This is a genomic window from Micromonospora mirobrigensis (genome assembly GCF_900091555.1).
Lineage (GTDB): Bacteria > Actinomycetota > Actinomycetes > Mycobacteriales > Micromonosporaceae > Micromonospora > Micromonospora mirobrigensis.
This window is the reverse complement of record NZ_FMCX01000006.1, coordinates 339,554-356,497: the sequence shown is the minus strand read 5'-3', so window position 1 is coordinate 356,497 and position 16,944 is coordinate 339,554. Positions and strand designations below refer to the sequence as shown.

Here is a 16,944-nt window from a genome sequence, read left to right as displayed (position 1 = left end):
GGCAACGGGGTGCCGCCCGCACGGCGGAAAGGAGTCCCGGGCCATGGCCGTCCAACTCGACGCCCGGCCGCCGGTCGCACCGGCGCCCCGCACCGCCCGCCCGTCCCGGCGGCACCGGCTCAGCCGGTTCGACACGAAGTACTCGCCCTACCTCTACGTCGCCCCGTTCTTCCTGCTCTTCGGCGTGTTCGGGCTGTACCCGCTGATCTACACGTTCTGGGTCTCGCTGCACGACTGGGACCTGCTCGGCACCAACCCGGCCTTCATCGGGTTCGACAACTACACAGCGCTGATGGGCGACCCCGACTTCTGGCACGCGGTGGTCAACACCCTCGGCATCTTCGTCATCTCGACCGTCCCGCAGCTGCTCCTGGCGCTCTGGCTGGCGAACCTGCTCAACCGCCAGCTGCGCGCCCGGACCACCTGGCGGATGGCGGTGCTGATCCCGAACGTCACCTCGACGGCCGCCGTGGCGATCGTCTTCGCGGTGCTCTTCGGCCGCGAGTTCGGCATGATCAACTGGCTGCTCGACCACGTCGGCATCGACGCGATCAACTGGAAGGCGAACCGGTTCGCCTCCTGGGTGGCCATCTCCACCATGGTCGACTGGCGGTGGACCGGCTACAACGCGCTGATCTTCCTGGCCGCCATGCAGGCCATCCCCCGCGACCTGTACGAGTCGGCCTCGATCGACGGCGCCAACCGGTCCCGGCAGTTCTGGTCCATCACCGTGCCGCTGCTCAAGCCGACCATCGTCTTCGCGGTCATCATCTCCACCATCGGCGGCCTCCAGCTCTTCACCGAGCCCCGGCTGTTCAACTCCGGCACCAACGCCATCCGCGGCGGGCCGCTGCGCGAGTCGCAGACGGTGACCATGTACATGTTCGAGAACGCCTTCGCCCCGAACTACAACTTCGGTTACGGCTCGGCGGTCGCCTGGCTGCTCTTCGCGCTGATCGCGGTGGTCGCCGCCGTCAACGTGCTGCTGCTGCGCCGGCTCGGCGGCGGCGCCGGAAAGGAGGACACCTGATGTCCCGGATCTGGTCGGCCGGCCGGCTCACCTACCTGGCACTGGCCATCACAGCACTCATGTCGATCTTCCCGATCTACTGGATGTTCGTGGTGGCCAGCCGGACCAGCGACGCGATGGGCCAGGTGCCGCCCCCGGTCACCCCCGGCGGCAACCTCGGCGCGAACATCGCCCGGCTGTTCGAGAACACCGACGCGTACTTCCTCACCGGTCTGATCAACTCGGCGATCGTGGCCACCTCGGTCACCGTGTCGGTGGTCTTCTTCTCCACCCTGGCCGGGTTCGCCTTCGCCAAGCTGCGCTTCCGGGGCCGCAACGCCCTGCTGCTGGTGATCGTGGCGACCATGATGGTGCCGACCCAACTCGGCGTCATCCCGCTCTACATGCTGATGACCAAGTTGAACTGGAACGACCGGCTGCCGGCGGTGATCGTGCCCGCCCTGGTCACCGGCTTCGGTGTGTTCATGATGCGCCAGTACGCCGGCCAGGCGGTCAGCACCGAGCTGATCGAGGCCGCCCGGATGGACGGCTGCAACAGCGCGCGGATCTACTGGAACGTGGTGCTGCCCGCGCTGCGCCCGGCCGCCGCCGTGCTCGGCCTGCTCACCTTCATGACCACCTGGAACGACTTCCTCTGGCCGTACGCGGTGCTCAACGACCCGGAGAACCCGACCGTGCAGCTGTCGCTGCGGGCCCTGTCGGACGGCTACTACCAGGACATGTCGCAGGTGTTCACCGGCACGGCCATCGCCACCCTGCCCCTGTTGCTGGTCTTCATCGTGTTCGGCCGCCAGATCATCGGCGGCATCATGGAAGGTGCGGTAAAGGCGTGACTGACGTGAAATTCCCGGAGGGCTTCGTCTGGGGGGCGGCCACCGCGGCGTACCAGATCGAGGGCGCCGCCGCCGAGGACGGTCGCGGCCCGTCGATCTGGGATACCTTCAGCCGTACGCCCGGAAAGGTCTTCCAGGGGCACACCGGCGACGTCGCCTGCGACCACTACCACCGGTACGCCGCCGACGTGGCGATGATGGCGGACCTGGGGTTGAAGGCGTACCGGTTCTCGGTGGCCTGGCCCCGGATCCGCCCCGACGGCACCGGCCCGGTCAACCCCCGTGGGCTGGACTTCTACGACCGGTTGACCGACTGCCTGTTGCAGCACGGCATCGACCCGATCGTGACGCTCTACCACTGGGACCTGCCGCAGACGCTCCAGGACACCGGTGGCTGGACCGACCGGGAGACCGCCGAGCACTTCGCCGACTACGCGGTCGCGGTGCACGGCCGGCTCGGCGACCGGATCCGCACCTGGACCACGCTGAACGAGCCGTGGTGCTCGGCGTACCTCGGCTACGGCAACGGGCTGCACGCGCCCGGTGAGCGGGACGCGGGGGCGGCCTTCCGGGCCGTACACCATCTGCTGCTCGGTCACGGCCTGGCCGCCCGGGCGCTGCGCGCGGCCGGCGCGGAGGTCGTCGGGGTCACCCTGAACCCGGCGGACGTCCGCCCCGCGGACCCGGAGAGCGCGGCGGACGCCGCCGCGGTACGCCTCGTCGACGGCCTGCACAACCGGATCTTCCTCGACCCGCTGACCGGCGCCGGCTACCCGCAGGACGTCCTGGAGCACGTCTCCCGGCTGGTCGAGCCGGACTTCGTCCGGGACGGGGACGAGAAGATCATCGCTGCCCCGATCGACGTCCTGGGGATCAACTTCTACGCGCCCACCTACGTCGCCGGCCGCCCCGGCGGCGCGGGGGCGAGCGCCTACCCGGGCACCGAGGGGTCGGTGGAGTTCCTGCCGCCGACGGGTCCGCTCACCGACATGGGCTGGATGATCGAGCCGGCGGCGCTGACCCGGCTGCTGGAGCGGATCGGCCGGGACTACCCCGGCCTGCCGTTGATCATCACCGAGAACGGCGGGGCGTTCCCCGACAAGACGTCCGCCGACGGGGCGGACGACACCGGCTGGGTGGCCGACACCGACCGGGTGGCGTACCTCGACGGGCACCTGCGCGCGGCGCACGAGGCGATCGCCCGGGGGGTCGATCTGCGCGGGTATCTCGTATGGTCGTTGCTGGACAACTTCGAATGGGCCGAGGGATACCGCAAGCGGTTCGGGATCGTCCACGTCGACTACCTGACCCAGCGGCGCACACCGAAGGAGAGCGCCCGCTGGTACCAGGAGGTGATCGCCCGGAACGGGCTCTAGCAAGGTGGTGGTAACGGGGATGACGACCGCGCAGCGGCCGACGCTGGAGGCGGTGGCCCGACTCGCCGGGGTCTCCCGGGCCACCGTGTCCCGGGTGGTGAACGGGTCCACCACCGTCGCCGAGCCGATCCGCGAGGCGGTCCGGCGGGCGGTCGCCGAGCTGGGGTACGTGCCGAACCTGGCCGCCCGCAGCCTGGTCACCCAGCGGACCGACTCGGTGGCCCTGGTCATGCCGGAGGAGGCCACCCGCGTCTTCTCCGACGACCAGGTCTTCCCCGGCATCATCCGGGGGGTCAGCCAGGAGTTGGAGGCGGCCGACAAGCAGCTGGTGCTGATGCTGGCCGGGTCGGCCGCCGGGCACGAACGGGTCGAGCGGTACACCACCGGGCGGCACGTCGACGGGGTGCTCTTCGCCTCGCTGCACGGCGAGGACCCACTGCCCGGCACGCTGTCCCGGCTGGGCATCCCGGTGGTCTGCGCCGGCCGGCCACTGGACGGCGCCCAGGTGCCCTACGTCGACGTCGACAACGTCGGCGGGGTGACCCGGGCGGTGCGGCACCTGATCGCCGATGGCCGCCGGCGGATCGCCACCATCGCCGGTCCGCAGGACATGGTCGCCGGCATCGAGCGGCTCGCCGGCTACCGACAGGCGGTGGCCGCGGCCGGGCTCGGCGAGCTGGTCGCGTACGGGGACTTCACCCGGGAGTCCGGGGCGGCGGCGATGCGCGAACTGCTCGCCGCCGACCCCGGGTTGGACGCGGTCTTCGCCGCGTCGGACCTGATGGCGCACGCGGCCCTGCGGACGCTCCGCGAGGCGGGACGCCGGGTGCCGGAGGACGTCGCGGTGATCGGCTTCGACGACATCGAGACGGCCGCCTACACCGATCCGCCGCTGACCACGGTGCGCTGGGAGATCGTCGAGCTGGGCCGGGCGATGACCCGCCAGCTGCTCCGGATGGCGGCTGGCGAGCCGATCGACGAGGCGTCGATCCTTCCCACCCAGCTGGTGGTCCGCGCCTCGGCCTGAGGTGCAAGGAGGGGCCCCCTGTTAACGCATTCGGCATAGCAGGGGGCCCCTGTTAACAGCTCGCGTCGAGGAGCGCCCGACGCTACGGTCGCCCGATGAGTGGAACCGCCCGGCTGGTCCCGGTGCCCGAGCTCGCCGATGTCGCCGAGTACGCGTACGCCGCAACGGTCGATGCGCCGGCCCGGCTGGTCTTCACCGCGGGCGCCTGCCCGCTCGACGCCGAGGGCCGTACCGTCGCGCCGGGTGACGTCGCCGCGCAGGCCCGGCAGGTGATGGCAAACCTGGCGGTCGCTCTGGCCGCCGCGGGGGCCGGGCTCGACGACGTCGTCAGGACCACGGTGTACGTCGCGTCGGCCGACCGAGCCGACCTGGTGGCCGCCTGGCAGGTGGTACGCGATGCCTTCGGCGACCACGAACCGCCCAGCACCCTGCTCGGCGTCACCGTGCTCGGCTATCCCGACCAGCTCGTCGAGGTGGACGCGGTCGCCGCCGTGCGGGAGGTGGGCTGAGTGCGGATCCGGACCTGCCGGCCCGAGGACGCCGCCGAGGTGGTCGCGCTGCGCGCCCTGGTGCACCCGTACCTGCTGCGCGGGGTCGAGTCGACCCGGAACATGATCGCCCACCCGCCGCCCGGCGAGCACTGGACCGCCTGGGTGGCCGAGGTCGACGGCCGGGTGGTCGGCTGGGCGTCGGCGTACCGGAACGTCGAGACCTCCGAGCCGGGCGTCGGGGAGATCTCCACCCTGCACGTCCACCCGGAACACCGGCGACGCGGACTGGGCACCGGACTGCTCGACGCGGCGCTGGACCACCTGCGCGCCATCGGCGCCCGGCGGGCGCTCACCTCGTGCCGGCCGGAGTCGCTGCCGTTCGCCCGTCGGCACGGGTTCACCGCCAGCCGGGAGCTGCGCTACTCGGCGCTGGACCTGCGGCCCGCCCCACCGATGCCGGTGCCGCCGCCCGGCGTACGCCTGCTGTCGGCGGCCGAGGTCGACCCGCGCCTGCTCCACGAGGTGGACGCCGCGGCGGCGGTGGACGAGCCGGGCGACGTCCCCCCGGTCGGCATGGACTTCGACCTCTGGCGCTACGAGGTGTGGGAGGACCCGGGGCTGGACCGGCACGCCACCACCCTGGTCGAGGTCGACGGGGAGCCGGCCGCGGTCAGCCTGGTCAAGCGGGACGGGGATCGGATGTGGTCGGCGTTCACCGGCACCGTGCCGGGCCATCGGGGTCGGGGCCTGGCCGCGCTGGCCAAGCGGGCCGCCCTGCACCGGGCCGCCGCCGGTGGGGTCACCGTGGCGTACACGTCGAACGACGAGGAGAACAAGCCGATGCTGGCGGTGAACGTCCGGCTCGGCTACCGGCCGGTGGCCGCCCACTGGACCGTCCTGCGGGACGGTCTCTGACCGGAGGTCAGCCCGCGTCGAGCACGCGGCGCGCGGTGGCGTACGTGCCGCCGCCGAAGAGCACCAGCCGGACCTCGGTGACAGTGGCCGGGGCCGCCGTGCGCAGCACGGTCAGCGCCTGGCGGACCGCGTCCGCGACCGGCCAGCCGTAGATCCCGGCGGAGATCAGCGGGAACGCCACCGTGGCCGCGCCCAGTTCGTCGGCCACGGCGAGGCTGTTGGCGTAGCAGTCGCGCAGCAGCGCCGACCGGTCCTCGGTGGCCGAGAAGACCGGGCCGACGGTATGCACCACCCAGCGGGCCGGCAGCTCACCGGCGGTGGTGGCGACCGCCTGCCCGGTCGGCAGGCCGCCCGGGTAGCGGTCGGCGCGCAGCGCCCGGCACTGCTCGAGGATGGCCGGACCGCCGCGGCGGTGGATCGCGCCGTCGACTCCCCCGCCGCCGAGCAGCGACGAGTTGGCGGCGTTCACCACCACGTCGACCGACTGGGCGGTGATGTCCCCCTCGACCAGGGTGATCTCCATGTCAGTGCTCCTCGATGTGCTGGCCGAGCGAGCGGCGGGTGAGCAGGGTGGCGCCCGCCACGGCGGCCGGCATGACCAGGATCGCGCCGAGCGGGATCAGGAAGCAGACGAAGACCGCCACCCCGAAGCCGAGGGCGGTGGGCCGGTCGGCCTTGAGCCTGGCACGCCGGTCGGGCAGCCGCAGGCCGCGCCGGGAGAACGGCCCACCGACCAACTCCACGGCGAGCAGCCAGCCGCCCACCGCGCCGCCGATCACCGGCACCACCGTCTGGCCGACCACCGGGATGAACCCGGCGGCGAAGAGCGGGATGCCGACCAGCACGGAGAGCCCGACCAGCCGCAGCGAGTCGGCCACGCTGCGCCGCAGCGACGCCCAGAGCGGCACCTCGACCGCGCCCGGGGTGCCGCCGAGCCGTTCCTCCACCCGCTCGGAGATCTTCTCGTAGAACGGGTCGCCGATGGCCAGGGTGAGCGCGGTGAAGGTGACCACGCCGAGCAGTCCACCGACGCCGACGAAGGCCAGCCCGGCGATCACCCGGACCAGGTTGCGGGCGGTGCCCGACCAGTCGTCGGCGAACGGGGTGGCCCAGGCGGCGAGGTCGTCGGCGAAGTACACCAGGGCGCCGAGCGCGGTGACGAAGAGCGCGCCGGAGATCAGCGCCGGGACGACGCCGAGCAGCATCAGGCCGGGGCTGCGGACGTACAGGCCGAGGCCGCGCAGGAGGAGCCCGGCCCCGCCGAGGAAACGGCGGGCGGCGCCGGCCACCGGCGCGATGGTGCGGGGTGCGTTCACGACCGCCGAGCCTAGCGGTCGGCCGCACCCCCGCCGTGGGGTGAGAAGGGTTCCCTTCTATACCGGAGGCGTTAACAGGGGGCCCTTCCTTGCACAATGGGCGGGTGCGGGCCGCCCGGTTGATCTCGTTGCTGCTGCTGTTGCAATCCCGGGAGACGATGACCGCGGCCGAGCTGGCCCGCGAGCTGGAGGTCTCCGAGCGGACGGTCTACCGGGACGTGCTGGCGCTGCACGCCGCCGGCATCCCGGTGTACGCGGACCGGGGCCGGGCCGGCGGCTACCGGCTGGTCGGCGGCTACCGGACCCGACTCACCGGGCTGACCCGGGACGAGGCGGAGGCGCTCTTCCTGTCCGGCCTGCCCGGCCCCGCCGGGGAGATGGGGCTCGCCGACGCGGTGGCATCCGCCGAGCTGAAGGTGCTCGCCGCGCTGCCGCCGAGCCTGCGGGACGCGCCGGCCCGGGCCGGGCAGCGGTTCCACCTGGACGTGCCGGGCTGGTTCCGGGAGTCGACGCCGCCGCCGTGGCTGACCGAGCTGGCCCGGGCGGTGTGGCGGGACCGGGTGGTGTGGCTGCGCTACCGGCGCGGCGAGCGGGAGGTCGAGCGCCGGGTCGAGCCGTACGGGCTGGTGCTGAAGAACGGGGTCTGGTATCTGGTCGGCCGGGTCGGCGACGCGGTGCGGACGTACCGGGTGGACCGGGTGGTCGGGGTGGAGGCCGGCGGGGAGACCTTCGTCCGGGACGAGGGCTTCGACCTGGCCGCCTACTGGCGGGAGCAGGCCGAGGGGTTCCTCCGGGGCATGCTGCGCGAGCGGGTCACCGTCCGGCTCAGCCCGGCCGGCCTGCGCGCGCTGCGCTGGACCGCCGAGGCTCCCTTCGCGTACGCCGAGGCGGTGGCCGCCGCCGGCGAACCCGACGGACAGGGCTGGGTGGTCACCCGGCTGCCCGTCGAGTCCGTGCCGGTGGCGTACGACGTGCTGTTGGCGCTGGGCCCCGAGGTGGAGGTGCTGGAGCCGCCGGAGTTGCGGGCGCGCTTCGCCGAGGCGGCCCGCCGGTCGGCGGCCCTGTACGCCGGGCCGGGCCCGGCCGGCTCGGCTCAGCGGCATACCGGCCCGGCTCAGCGGTAGCCGGTCACGTCCGCCGGGCGGCCGGCGTCGACCACCTCCACGATGTAGCGGAAGCCCTGCGGCCGGCTGCCGTCGAGGTCGGTGAAGCCGTACTCCGTGGCCAGTTCACCGGAGTCGGTGGAGCGGCCGTTCCAGCGCTCCCGGTCCGGGTCGGCGGCCAGGGCGGCGACCGCCCGCCCGACGTACGCCGGGGTCTCCGAGATGGCGAAGTGCGGGTCCTTGGCGGTGCCGTCGCGCCAGTTCGCCTCGGTGACCCCGAAGTGCTCCAGCATCAACTCGGAGCGGATCCAGCCGGGGCTGATCGCGACGGCGGTACAGCCGTGCGGTTCCAGCTCGTGCGCCTGGGTGAAGGCGAGCCGGTTCACCGACACCTTGGCCAGGTCGTAGAAGACGGAGAGCCGGTAGTTGGTGTCGTTGTACGCCTTGGTGCCGTCGCCGATCTCCACCACCAGGCCGCCCGGGTTGCGGATCAGCAGTGGCAGCGCGAAGTGGCTGGTGATGATGTGGGTGTCCACGGCCAGCCGGAGGGTGCGGAAGCCGGCCTCCAGGGGCTGCTCCCAGACCGGTTTCTCCCAGGTGATCAGGTGGTCGCTGCCCCACACGTCGTTGACCAGCACGTCGAGGCGGCCCTGTTCGGCGTCGATCCGGGCCACCAGGTCGCGGACCTGCTCGGGGACGAGATGGTCGACCTGGACCGCGATGCCGGTGCCGCCGGCCGCGGTGACCAGCTCGGCGGTCTCCTCGATGGTCTCCGGCCGGTCCATCTCCGAGCGGTTGGCGCGGGTGCTGCGGCCGGTGGCGTAGACGGTGGCCCCGGCCGCGCCGAGCTGGATCGCGATCTGCCGGCCGGCGCCCCGCGTCGCCCCGGCCACCAGCGCGACCTTGCCCGTCAGTGGTGTCGTCGTCGTCATGGCACCAGCTTGACCGGGATACCTGACAACCGGTGTCAGTTTTCCGCCGCGACTTCGTGGGCCTCGGGTCAGTCGACGATCCGTACCCGGACCCGGCGGTTGGCCCGGCCCTTGCTCTCCACCTTGACCACCTGGACCTTGCCGATCTGGGCGGTCGAGGCGACGTGGGTGCCGCCGTCGGCCTGCACGTCCAACCCGACGATGTCGACGATCCGCACCTCCTGCTCGTCCGGCGGGATCAGGTTGGACTGGGTCCGGACGATGTCCGGCAGCGCGAGCGCCTCGGCGCGCGGCAGCACCCGGACGGCGACCGACCGGTCGGCCGCCACCTCGGCGTTGACCAGCTCCTCGATCCGGGTCTTGAAGTCCGGCGGGACCTCGGGGAGGTTGAAGTCCATCCGGGCCTCGCCGGGCTCCATCGAGTTGCCGGTGACCAGCGCGCCGAAGTCGCGGAACACCACCCCGCACAGCACGTGCAACCCGGAGTGGGTCCGCATCAGCCGGGTCCGCCGCTCGTCCTCGACCGCGCCGGCGACCACCGTGCCGACCGGCGGCAGCGGATCACCCTCGGCCGGGATCAGGTAGAGGTCGTCGCCCTTGCGGGTGCCGACGATCCGGGTCTGCACGCCCTGCCAGAGCAGCACCCCGTGGTCCGGCGGCTGCCCGCCCCCGCCCGGATAGAAGGCCGAGCGGTCCAGCACGATGCCCTGCTCCGGGTCGGCGGCCAGCACTGTGCACTCCCACTCCCGCAGGGTGGGGTCGGCGAGGTCGAGTCGGTGCGTACGTCCGTGGTGTGTGACGCCCATGACAGGCGACGTTACCCGTTGAGGAAGCCGGAGATCCGCTCCCGCAGGTCGGCGCGTTCCGACCAGAGCACGCCCGGCCGGTCGTACACGTGCAGGGTGGCGTCCGGCAGCGCGGCGGCCAGCTCCTCGGCGACGGCCGCCGGGTGCAGGTCGTCCCCGGCGCAACCGATCACCAGCGCCGGGGCGGTGACCCTGGCCAGCGTGGCGGTGTCGCCCAACGGCACCTGATCGGCCAGGCCGGCCAGGCCCGGGGCGAGCCCGTCGCGGAGCAGCTGGTCGAGCCGCTGGCGCAGGTACGCCCAGCCGGCCGGGGTGTTGCGCACGGCGGGCGGCAGCTCCACCGAGACCACGTCGGCGACGAGGGAGGCGTCCCCGCTCTCCACCGCGCCCAGCAGGTCGGTGATCCGCCGCCGGGCCACCTCGGTACGCGGGGTGGCGAGTGCGGCCGGCAGGAAGAACACCAGCCTGTCGAAGCGGTCCGGGCTCTCGGCGAGCAGCCGGCACAGCGCGCCGGCGCCGAGGCTGGCCCCGAAGGCCCGGGTGGCGCCGCCGAGGTCGGCGACGGCCCGCAGGTCCCGGGCCAGGTCCAGATAGGTCCACGGGCCGGGCGGCGAGTCGGAGCGGCCGTGCCCACGGAACTGGAAGAAGACCTTGCGGCCGGCGACGCCGCTGCCGAACGGGCGGGTGGTGGCGATGCCGTTGCCCAGCCCGTGCGCGAACACCGTCACCGGGTCACCGGTGCCGGTGACCAGCCGCTCCAGCCGTACGCCGTGCGGGGTGGCGACCAGCTCGGTCTCCGGCTCGGGCAGCGCCGGCCGGCCGGTCCGCGGCCCACCGGGACCGGGACCCCAGGTGCGGGGTCCGCCGTCCGGCGGCGGGGGCCAGCGGAAACTCCTCACCAGAACCCTTTGCCGTCGTGCAGGTCGCGCAGCCCGACCCGGACGTCCAGCAGGTAGATCAGGCCGGCCGCGATGCCGACCAGCCCGAAGAGGCTGATCGGGCCGAAGCCGAGCAGGGTGAGCACCATGCAGACCGCGAGGATGGCGATCCAGCCGCCCTTGGGCAGGGTGCCGATCGCCGGGAAGGCGTCGGCCCGCTGGGTGATGGCATGCACCAGCGCGACGCCCTGGATGATCAGCGCGAACACGAGCAGGATCAGCTCGATCACGTAGCGGACGTCGAGGAAGAAGATCGGCGCGGCGTAGGCCATGCCGGCAATGGTATGCCGACGCCCCCGGAAACGTCCGACAGGACGCATCCGGGGGCGTGCACGGGCGGTTCGGTTACTCGGCGGCCGGGCGGGTCCGCTTGGTGGCCTTCGGCAGCTTCGCCGACGGGGTGGCCTTCACCGCGGTCGACCGGGGCGCCCGCGGGCGGGTGGCCTTCGGCTTGGCCTCGACGATCTCGGCCACCTCGGCCGGGCTGGGCGCCTCGACGGCCGGGGCGGTCGCGGCCGGGGTCACCACGGCGGGCGCCTCGGTCGCCTCGATGTCGGCGTTGACCGTGTCGGCGGCCTCCAGCACGCCGGCCCCGACGACCCGCTCGCCCCGGGCGACCAGCTCGGCGTACGCGGCGAGCGCCCGCTCCTGGGCGGCCTGCGCGCCGGCCAGCACGACGGCGGCGTTGCGGGTGGCGACCACGCGGAGCTTGTCCAGGTCGGCGACCTCACGGAGCTTGTTGAGGTCGGCGGCTTCGCGGAGCTTGTCCAGGTCGGCGGCCGGGACGGCCTTCTCGCGCAGGCCGGTCGCGGTCTGGTTGGCGGTGCGCAGCGTCTCGGTGGCCTTCTGGCGCAGCTCGAAGCCGGTCACGACGGCCTTGCCGCCGAGGTCGGCGACCACCTTGCCGCCGAGGTCGGTGACCACGGCGGGGAGCTTGCGCAGCTGCTGGAGGGCGAGCTCGCCGGCGCCGGCGGCGGCGTAGAGCGGGGCCGGGATGCGGTTGGTCTTCGGCTGGGTCATGACTGCTTCTCCTCCTCGGCCGCCGCGGCGGCCCTGGTGTCGGGGGTGCTGGTGGTGGGGGCCGGCGCCGGGCCCGCCTCGGTGACGGCGACCGACTCGAGTACGGCCTCGGTCGGGGTGCCGTCCGGCGTGGTCGGGCCGGTGGCGGCCGGGGTGACGGTGGCCGCCGCGGTGCTCGGCGCAGCCGGCGCGCTCGGCGCCGGGGTGCCGTCGGTGGTGGTGCTGCCGGTGGCCTGGTCCGCCGCGGCGGTCGCCTCGGCCAGGCGCGTGTTCTCCCGGCGGAAGGTCTCGTAGATCTGGGTGAGCGACTGCTTCTGCGCCATCGTCAGGTCGGGGTCGACGGCGATCGCCGCGAGCACCCCCTGGCCCTCCTTGTCGTCCAGCAGCCCGGCGCGCAGGTACATCGCCGGGGTGGAGACCCGCAGGGCGCTGGCCAGCTGCTGGAGCACCTCGGCGCTCGGCTTGCGCAGGCCGCGCTCGATCTGGCTCAGGTAGGGGTTGCTGACACCTGCCTGCTCGGCGAGCTGGCGGAGCGAGATCTTCGCGTTACGCCGCAGGTCACGAATGAACCCGCCGACGTCGGGAAGGTCCTTGGGAGTGGCCATGCCCCGACGCTAACGCCCGCTGCTAGCTCCTGCAAGCACATCGCTAACCAGAGTTAGCAAGGTCTCAGATCGCCGTTGCGTACCGGCTGTCCGGTCCGTACCGTCGCGCCGTGACCATGATCGAGGTGAACGGCGCCCGGCTCGCGTACGACGAGATCGGCAGCGGCAGCCCGGTGGTGCTGGTGCACGCCGGCATCGCCGACCGGCGGATGTGGCGCGGCCAGGTGGACGCCCTGGCCGCCCGGCACCGGGTGATCGTCGTGGACCTGCGCGGGTACGGCGACTCCGAACTGCCCCCGGCCCCGTTCGCCCACCACGACGACCTGGTCGCCCTGCTCGACGCGCTGGGCATCGACCGGGCCGCCCTGGTCGGCTGCTCGTTCGGCGGCCGGGTGGCGGTGGACGCCGCGCTGGCGTACCCGGAGCGGGTCTCCGCGCTGGCCCTGTTCGGGGCGCCGGTCTCCGGCAACGAGTGGTCCGAGGAGACCGAGCAGCTCTGGGAGGAACTGGTCGGCGACGTCGACCCGGAGGACTTCGCCGCCACCGCCGCCGGTGAGGTGCGGTTCTGGGTGGTCGGCCCGACCCGGAAGCCGGCCGACGTCGACCCGGAGCTGATCAGCTTCGCCGAGGAGATGGACCGCCGGGCCCTCGCCGCCGAGCTGGCGCTCAGCGCCGTCGAGGTCGGCGAGCTCGACCCGCCGGCCATCGACCGGCTGTCGGAGCTGCGGATGCCCGTGCTGGTCGGGACCGGCGCCGACGACCTGGCCGACATCCGCCGGCTGGCCGACCGGATCGCCGCCGAGGCCCCGCTCGGCACCCGCCTGCCGGACGTGCCCGACGCAGGCCACCTGCTGCCGCTGGAACGCCCGGAGCCGGTCAACGCCGCCCTGCTCGACTTCCTGGCGTGAAAGCAGGGGCCCCCTGTTAACGCCTCCGGTATAGCAGGGGCCCCTTCTTAACACCGTGGCCGGCGCGGCGCTGCGCGCCCGAAGGACCGCGCCGCGCCGGATAGCGGCGACGCGGGCCGGGGTCACCAGAGGGGGCGGACGGCTCCCACCGGGACGCCGCCGCCGAGCAGCGGGATCTCGGCGTACTCGGTGAGCACCGGGGCGTCGACGCCGAGCCGGCGCAGCGCCGAGACCAGCACGGGCATCCGGGCGCGGGACGCGCCGTCGTCGATCTTGAGCGCGACCGCGCCGACGCCCGGCAGGGCCACCGCGATCACCCCCTCCGCGCCGACCTTGGCCAGCAGGCCGGGCACGCCGCGCATCACCCGGGTGTCCTCGGCCTGGGTGCCCCCGACGATCTCCGGGTACGCGCGCATGGCGTCGGCCACGGTCCGCGCTTCGGTCCCCGGCTCGGCGGAGACCAGCCGCAGGAACGCCCGGGCCAGGCCGGTCAGCGACCCGGCGAGCACCGGCGCGCCGCAACCGTCCACCCCGACGGCGGCCGCCCGCTCGCCGGTGAACTCCTCGACGGCGGCCGTCAGCCGCTGCTGCAACGGGTGTTCCGGCCGCCAGTAGCCGTCCAGCGGCCAGCCGTTGGCCAGGCAGGTGAGCAGCATCCCGGTGTGCTTGCCGGAGCAGTTCATCTGGATCCGGGTCGGACCGCCACCGGCCCGCAGCACCGCCTCCCGGGCCAACTCCCCCACCGGCAGCTCGGGCGGGCAGTGCAGCGCGGAGGGTTCCAGGCCGGCGGAGCCCAGCAGCGCGGCGACCCGTTCGGTGTGGAACTCCTCGCCGGCGTGGCTCGCCGAGATCAGCGCGACGTCGGCCGGCTCGGTCAGCGACAGGCCGGCGCTGAGCATCCCGACCGCCTGCATCGGCTTGTTGGACGAGCGGGGGAAGACCGGCGACGCGACGTCACCGGCGCTGGCCACCGGTGCCCCACCGGCGTCCAACACCACCACCGAGCCACGGTGGAAGCCTTCCACGAAGCCGGACCGGACCACCTCGGCGAGCGGCGCGCCGCCCTCGTACGTCTTTCCCACGAGGTGGAAGGTACCGAGGACGCCGGCGGCCCCGGCACCGGGGTGACCAGCGGCGGGGGCCGGCGCCGTACAGGGGCGCCGGCCGGGTGCGTGGCTTACAGGCCGAGCAGCGTACGGGCCTCGGCGGTGGTCAGCGGCGGACGCTGGGCGAGCTGGGCGAAGCCGACCGCGCGGGCGACCAGCTGCATGTTGGACTCCACCGGCCGGCCCTTGGCGTAGGTGACCGTGTCCTCCATGCCGACGCGCAGGTGACCGCCGGCCGACAGCGACGCCAGCATCACCGGGATGGTGCTGCGGCCGATGCCGGTGGCCGAGAAGGTGGTCCCCTCGGGCAGGTCGCGCAGCATCTGCTCGGCGGCGACCAGGGTCGCGGTGGTGCCCGGCATGCCGCCCGGCACGCCCATCACGAAGTCGACGTGGACGTGCCCGCCGTGCGGCAGGCCGTGCTTGCCGAGCAGGCGCTGGAGCGCGGTGAGGTGGCCGAGGTCGAAGATCTCGTACTCGGGGACGACGCCCTTCTCCTGCATCCGGGTGTGCAGGTCGACGATGAACTCCCAGCGGTTGAGGAAGACGTCGTCGCCGAAGTTGACCGTGCCCATGGTGCAGGACGCCATGTCGGGGGCGGCGTCGAGCACCGCCAGCCGGGCGGACTCCGGGTCGGTGACCGCGCCGCCGGAGGAGAGCTGGACGATCAGGTCGGTGCCGTCCCGCAGCGCGGCGACGGTCTCCCGCAGCCGCCCCTGGTCGAGGGTCGGCTTCGCCTCGTCGTCACGGATGTGGACGTGGACCACGGCGGCGCCGAGCGCCTCACACTCCTTGGCGGTGAGCACCAGCTCGTCGAGGGTCACCGGCAGCGCCGGGACCTCGGCCTTGGCCGACTCCGCACCGGTGGGGGCAACCGTGATCAACGTCCCTGTCGTCATGTCCGGGATCCTAGACGGCCACCCGGGCACCGGTCGACAGGAAGTCTTCCGGTGTGGGGCGTGTTAAGAAGGGACCCTTCCTCTACCGGAGGCGTTAAGAAGGGGCCCTTCCTTACATCGGGTTGATGGCGGCGGCGCTCTCGCCGACCAGCAGGTGCGCGTCGTCGGCCACGTTGCGCTTGACCACCGCCAACGCGATCTGGCCCAGCTCGTGGTGGTGCACGGCCGTGCCCACGAAACCAACCGCCCGGCCGTCGAGGGTCACCGGCGTGCCGGCGGCCGGCGGCTGGTCGGTGGTCACCCCGTCCAGGTGCAGGAGTACGAGCCGACGGGGCGGCCGGCCCATGTTGTGCACCCGGGCCACCGTCTCCTGGCCCCGGTAGCAACCCTTGTCCAGGTGCACGGCCGGGGCGATCAGGTCCACCTCGGCGGGGATGGTCCGGTGGTCGGTGTCCACCCCGACCCGGGCCCGGCGGGCGGCCACCCGCACCGCCTCGTACGCCCACAGCCCGGCCACCGGCACCCCGGCGCCCCGCAGCCGCTCCACCACCTCGGTCAGCGCCTGTCGGGGGACCAGCAGGTCCACCCCGAGCTCGACCCGACGGGCCCAGCCGCCGGCGGGCAGCGGCCGGACGTCGTACACGACGGTGGGGCGTGCCGGCAGCTCGCCGGCGCGGAACTTCGGGCCGGGCACGGCGGCCATGTCCGGGGCTGCCAGGTCGGCGACGCCGAGCGTGCCGACGGCGGCGGCCGCCTCCGGCCCGACCAGCGACAGCAGCGCGTGGTCGGCGGTGGCGTCGCGCGGCTCGACCTTGCTGAAGAACCGCATCCGCTCCAGGTACGCCAGCAGCCCGGCGGTCGCCTGCGGCTCGGTGTCCAGCCAGGTGGTCGTGCCGTCCTCGGCGACCATGGCGTGCTGCTCGACGTGCCCGTGCGGGGAGAGCACCAGCAGCTCGGTGCCCTGGCCGGCGTGCAGCGTGGCGAGGTGCTGGCTGGTCAGGGTGTGCAGCCAGCCGATCCGCTCCTCGCCCGGCACGGCGACGACGCCGCGGTGCGAGCGGTCGACCAGGCCGACGGCGGTGCTCAGGGTGCGCTGCTCCCGCATCGGGTCGCCGTAGTGGGCGGCCACCGACCGCACCCCCGCAGCGCGGTGTGCCGGCTCGGGCTGGTCCCGGGTCTGTTCGTCGATGGCCTCGGTGGTCACCGCGCCCGCGATGTCGATCATTTGGCTTCCCCGTCCTCGCACTTGCCGCAGACGCCGAAGAGCGCCACGTGCCCGATGTCCACCCGGAACCCGCGCTGGGCCGCCAACCGGTCGGCGAGCGGGCCGAGCAGCTCCCGGTCGATCTCGTCGATCGCGCCGCACTCCCGGCAGACCAGGTGCACGTGCTGGTGCTCGCCCGCCGCGTGGTAGGTCGGCGAGCCGTGCGACAGGTGGGTGTGGGTCACCAGGCCGAGCCGTTCCAGCAGCTCCAGCGTCCGGTAGATGGTGGTGATGTTCACCCCGGCGGCGACCTCACGGACCGCCGTGTGGACCTGCTCCGGGGTGGCGTGCCCAAGGTCCAGCACCGCCTGGAGGATCAGCTGCCGCTGCGCCGTCAGCCGCAGCCCACGGGCGCGGAGCATTTCCGCGAGGGAG

The 16,944-nt window shown here is 73.5% G+C and carries 20 protein-coding genes; 8 read left to right on the top strand and 12 right to left on the bottom strand.

The annotated features are described in order from the left end of the window. Positions 1-43 precede the first annotated feature (43 nt). The 6 genes from GA0070564_RS21375 (at position 44) to GA0070564_RS21350 (ending at position 5,672) form a co-directional block, all read left to right on the top strand. Positions 44-1,030 (top strand): carbohydrate ABC transporter permease, encoded by a 987-nt coding sequence (locus tag GA0070564_RS21375; RefSeq protein WP_091611340.1) that lies wholly within the window; start codon positions 44-46, stop codon positions 1,028-1,030. After that, entirely contained in the window at positions 1,030-1,863 is an 834-nt protein-coding gene (locus GA0070564_RS21370; RefSeq protein ID WP_088968624.1) for a carbohydrate ABC transporter permease, read from the top strand. Before GA0070564_RS21375 ends, GA0070564_RS21370 begins: the two co-directional genes overlap by 1 nt. Beyond that, entirely contained in the window at positions 1,860-3,239 is a 1,380-nt protein-coding gene (locus tag GA0070564_RS21365; protein WP_091611336.1) for a GH1 family beta-glucosidase, read from the top strand. Before GA0070564_RS21370 ends, GA0070564_RS21365 begins: the two co-directional genes overlap by 4 nt. A gap of 19 nt (positions 3,240-3,258) precedes the next feature. Beyond that, positions 3,259-4,266: a LacI family DNA-binding transcriptional regulator gene (locus GA0070564_RS21360; RefSeq protein WP_091611333.1), complete on the top strand. Its 1,008-nt coding sequence runs from the start codon at positions 3,259-3,261 to the stop codon at positions 4,264-4,266. A 95-nt stretch (positions 4,267-4,361) separates the two neighbouring features. Then, positions 4,362-4,775 (top strand): RidA family protein, encoded by a 414-nt coding sequence (locus tag GA0070564_RS21355; protein WP_091611329.1) that lies wholly within the window; start codon positions 4,362-4,364, stop codon positions 4,773-4,775. Next, the gene (locus tag GA0070564_RS21350) at positions 4,776-5,672 is read left to right on the top strand and encodes a GNAT family N-acetyltransferase (RefSeq protein ID WP_091611326.1); all 897 of its coding nucleotides are present in this window, start codon (positions 4,776-4,778) and stop codon (positions 5,670-5,672) included. It abuts the gene before it with no gap. Between the two features lie 7 nt (positions 5,673-5,679). Here the strand turns inward: GA0070564_RS21350 and GA0070564_RS21345 are convergent, their stop codons facing one another. Together GA0070564_RS21345 and GA0070564_RS21340 are read right to left on the bottom strand one after the other, a co-directional pair. Next, positions 5,680-6,195 carry an O-acetyl-ADP-ribose deacetylase gene (locus GA0070564_RS21345; protein ID WP_091611321.1) on the bottom strand — a complete coding sequence of 172 codons (516 nt, stop codon included), beginning with the start codon at positions 6,193-6,195 and terminating at the stop codon, positions 5,680-5,682. Position 6,196: 1 nt separating this feature from the next. Beyond that, complete coding sequence (locus GA0070564_RS21340) at positions 6,197-6,988, bottom strand: EI24 domain-containing protein (protein WP_091611317.1); 792 nt, start codon at positions 6,986-6,988, stop codon at positions 6,197-6,199. Between the two features lie 104 nt (positions 6,989-7,092). Here GA0070564_RS21340 and GA0070564_RS21335 point away from each other — a divergent pair, with 104 nt between their 5' ends. After that, a complete protein-coding gene (locus tag GA0070564_RS21335) occupies positions 7,093-8,112 on the top strand; it encodes a helix-turn-helix transcriptional regulator (RefSeq protein ID WP_091611313.1) in 1,020 nt (339 codons plus the stop codon). Here the strand turns inward: GA0070564_RS21335 and GA0070564_RS21330 are convergent. The 6 genes from GA0070564_RS21330 to GA0070564_RS21305 all read right to left on the bottom strand — a co-directional run bounded on the left by GA0070564_RS21330 (position 8,103) and on the right by GA0070564_RS21305 (position 12,392). Next, positions 8,103-9,023 carry an SDR family oxidoreductase gene (locus GA0070564_RS21330; RefSeq protein ID WP_091611309.1) on the bottom strand — a complete coding sequence of 307 codons (921 nt, stop codon included), beginning with the start codon at positions 9,021-9,023 and terminating at the stop codon, positions 8,103-8,105. The two genes, GA0070564_RS21335 and GA0070564_RS21330, sit on opposite strands and share 10 nt — an antisense overlap. A 68-nt stretch (positions 9,024-9,091) precedes the next feature. After that, positions 9,092-9,829 (bottom strand): alanyl-tRNA editing protein, encoded by a 738-nt coding sequence (locus tag GA0070564_RS21325; RefSeq protein ID WP_091611306.1) that lies wholly within the window; start codon positions 9,827-9,829, stop codon positions 9,092-9,094. 11 nt (positions 9,830-9,840) lie between these two features. Further along, entirely contained in the window at positions 9,841-10,728 is an 888-nt protein-coding gene (locus GA0070564_RS21320; protein WP_091611301.1) for an alpha/beta fold hydrolase, read from the bottom strand. After that, complete coding sequence (locus GA0070564_RS21315; protein ID WP_091611297.1) at positions 10,725-11,039, bottom strand: DUF2516 family protein; 315 nt, start codon at positions 11,037-11,039, stop codon at positions 10,725-10,727. The genes GA0070564_RS21320 and GA0070564_RS21315 overlap by 4 nt, the downstream gene beginning before the upstream one ends. A 73-nt stretch (positions 11,040-11,112) precedes the next feature. After that, positions 11,113-11,787 carry a superantigen-like protein SSL4 gene (locus tag GA0070564_RS21310; RefSeq protein ID WP_091611293.1) on the bottom strand — a complete coding sequence of 225 codons (675 nt, stop codon included), beginning with the start codon at positions 11,785-11,787 and terminating at the stop codon, positions 11,113-11,115. Next, positions 11,784-12,392 carry a helix-turn-helix domain-containing protein gene (locus GA0070564_RS21305; protein WP_091611289.1) on the bottom strand — a complete coding sequence of 203 codons (609 nt, stop codon included), beginning with the start codon at positions 12,390-12,392 and terminating at the stop codon, positions 11,784-11,786. Before GA0070564_RS21305 ends, GA0070564_RS21310 begins: the two co-directional genes overlap by 4 nt. 116 nt (positions 12,393-12,508) lie before the next feature. On the opposite strand from GA0070564_RS21305, the gene GA0070564_RS21300 reads away from it, so the two are divergent. Beyond that, a complete protein-coding gene (locus tag GA0070564_RS21300) occupies positions 12,509-13,300 on the top strand; it encodes an alpha/beta fold hydrolase (RefSeq protein ID WP_091611685.1) in 792 nt (263 codons plus the stop codon). Positions 13,301-13,422: 122 nt separating this feature from the next. Here the strand turns inward: GA0070564_RS21300 and GA0070564_RS21295 are convergent, their stop codons facing one another. From GA0070564_RS21295 to GA0070564_RS21280, 4 genes are all read right to left on the bottom strand, one after another. After that, positions 13,423-14,382 (bottom strand): asparaginase, encoded by a 960-nt coding sequence (locus GA0070564_RS21295; protein ID WP_091611286.1) that lies wholly within the window; start codon positions 14,380-14,382, stop codon positions 13,423-13,425. A 95-nt stretch (positions 14,383-14,477) separates the two neighbouring features. Then, positions 14,478-15,305 (bottom strand): beta-keto acid cleavage family enzyme, encoded by an 828-nt coding sequence (locus tag GA0070564_RS21290; RefSeq protein WP_091611282.1) that lies wholly within the window; start codon positions 15,303-15,305, stop codon positions 14,478-14,480. A 112-nt stretch (positions 15,306-15,417) separates the two neighbouring features. Next, positions 15,418-16,530 (bottom strand): CAF17-like 4Fe-4S cluster assembly/insertion protein YgfZ, encoded by a 1,113-nt coding sequence (gene ygfZ / locus GA0070564_RS21285; RefSeq protein WP_091611279.1) that lies wholly within the window; start codon positions 16,528-16,530, stop codon positions 15,418-15,420. After that, positions 16,527-16,931: a Fur family transcriptional regulator gene (locus GA0070564_RS21280; RefSeq protein ID WP_091611276.1), complete on the bottom strand. Its 405-nt coding sequence runs from the start codon at positions 16,929-16,931 to the stop codon at positions 16,527-16,529. The genes ygfZ and GA0070564_RS21280 overlap by 4 nt, the downstream gene beginning before the upstream one ends. Positions 16,932-16,944: the final 13 nt, after the last annotated feature.

What these genes read in the sequence shown, in the direction of transcription:
- GA0070564_RS21315 (WP_091611297.1), bottom strand. Translation starts at nt 11,039, where the DNA reads ATGGCCTACGCCGCGCCGATCTTCTTCCTCGACGTCCGCTACGTGATC.
- GA0070564_RS21305 (WP_091611289.1), bottom strand. Translation starts at nt 12,392, where the DNA reads ATGGCCACTCCCAAGGACCTTCCCGACGTCGGCGGGTTCATTCGTGAC.
- ygfZ (WP_091611279.1), bottom strand. Translation starts at nt 16,530, where the DNA reads ATGATCGACATCGCGGGCGCGGTGACCACCGAGGCCATCGACGAACAG.
- GA0070564_RS21360 (WP_091611333.1), top strand. Translation starts at nt 3,259, where the DNA reads ATGACGACCGCGCAGCGGCCGACGCTGGAGGCGGTGGCCCGACTCGCC.
- GA0070564_RS21325 (WP_091611306.1), bottom strand. Translation starts at nt 9,829, where the DNA reads ATGGGCGTCACACACCACGGACGTACGCACCGACTCGACCTCGCCGAC.
- GA0070564_RS21310 (WP_091611293.1), bottom strand. Translation starts at nt 11,787, where the DNA reads ATGACCCAGCCGAAGACCAACCGCATCCCGGCCCCGCTCTACGCCGCC.
- GA0070564_RS21300 (WP_091611685.1), top strand. Translation starts at nt 12,509, where the DNA reads ATGATCGAGGTGAACGGCGCCCGGCTCGCGTACGACGAGATCGGCAGC.
- GA0070564_RS21370 (WP_088968624.1), top strand. Translation starts at nt 1,030, where the DNA reads ATGTCCCGGATCTGGTCGGCCGGCCGGCTCACCTACCTGGCACTGGCC.
- GA0070564_RS21330 (WP_091611309.1), bottom strand. Translation starts at nt 9,023, where the DNA reads ATGACGACGACGACACCACTGACGGGCAAGGTCGCGCTGGTGGCCGGG.
- GA0070564_RS21345 (WP_091611321.1), bottom strand. Translation starts at nt 6,195, where the DNA reads ATGGAGATCACCCTGGTCGAGGGGGACATCACCGCCCAGTCGGTCGAC.
- GA0070564_RS21355 (WP_091611329.1), top strand. Translation starts at nt 4,362, where the DNA reads ATGAGTGGAACCGCCCGGCTGGTCCCGGTGCCCGAGCTCGCCGATGTC.
- GA0070564_RS21280 (WP_091611276.1), bottom strand. Translation starts at nt 16,931, where the DNA reads ATGCTCCGCGCCCGTGGGCTGCGGCTGACGGCGCAGCGGCAGCTGATC.
- GA0070564_RS21375 (WP_091611340.1), top strand. Translation starts at nt 44, where the DNA reads ATGGCCGTCCAACTCGACGCCCGGCCGCCGGTCGCACCGGCGCCCCGC.
- GA0070564_RS21290 (WP_091611282.1), bottom strand. Translation starts at nt 15,305, where the DNA reads ATGACGACAGGGACGTTGATCACGGTTGCCCCCACCGGTGCGGAGTCG.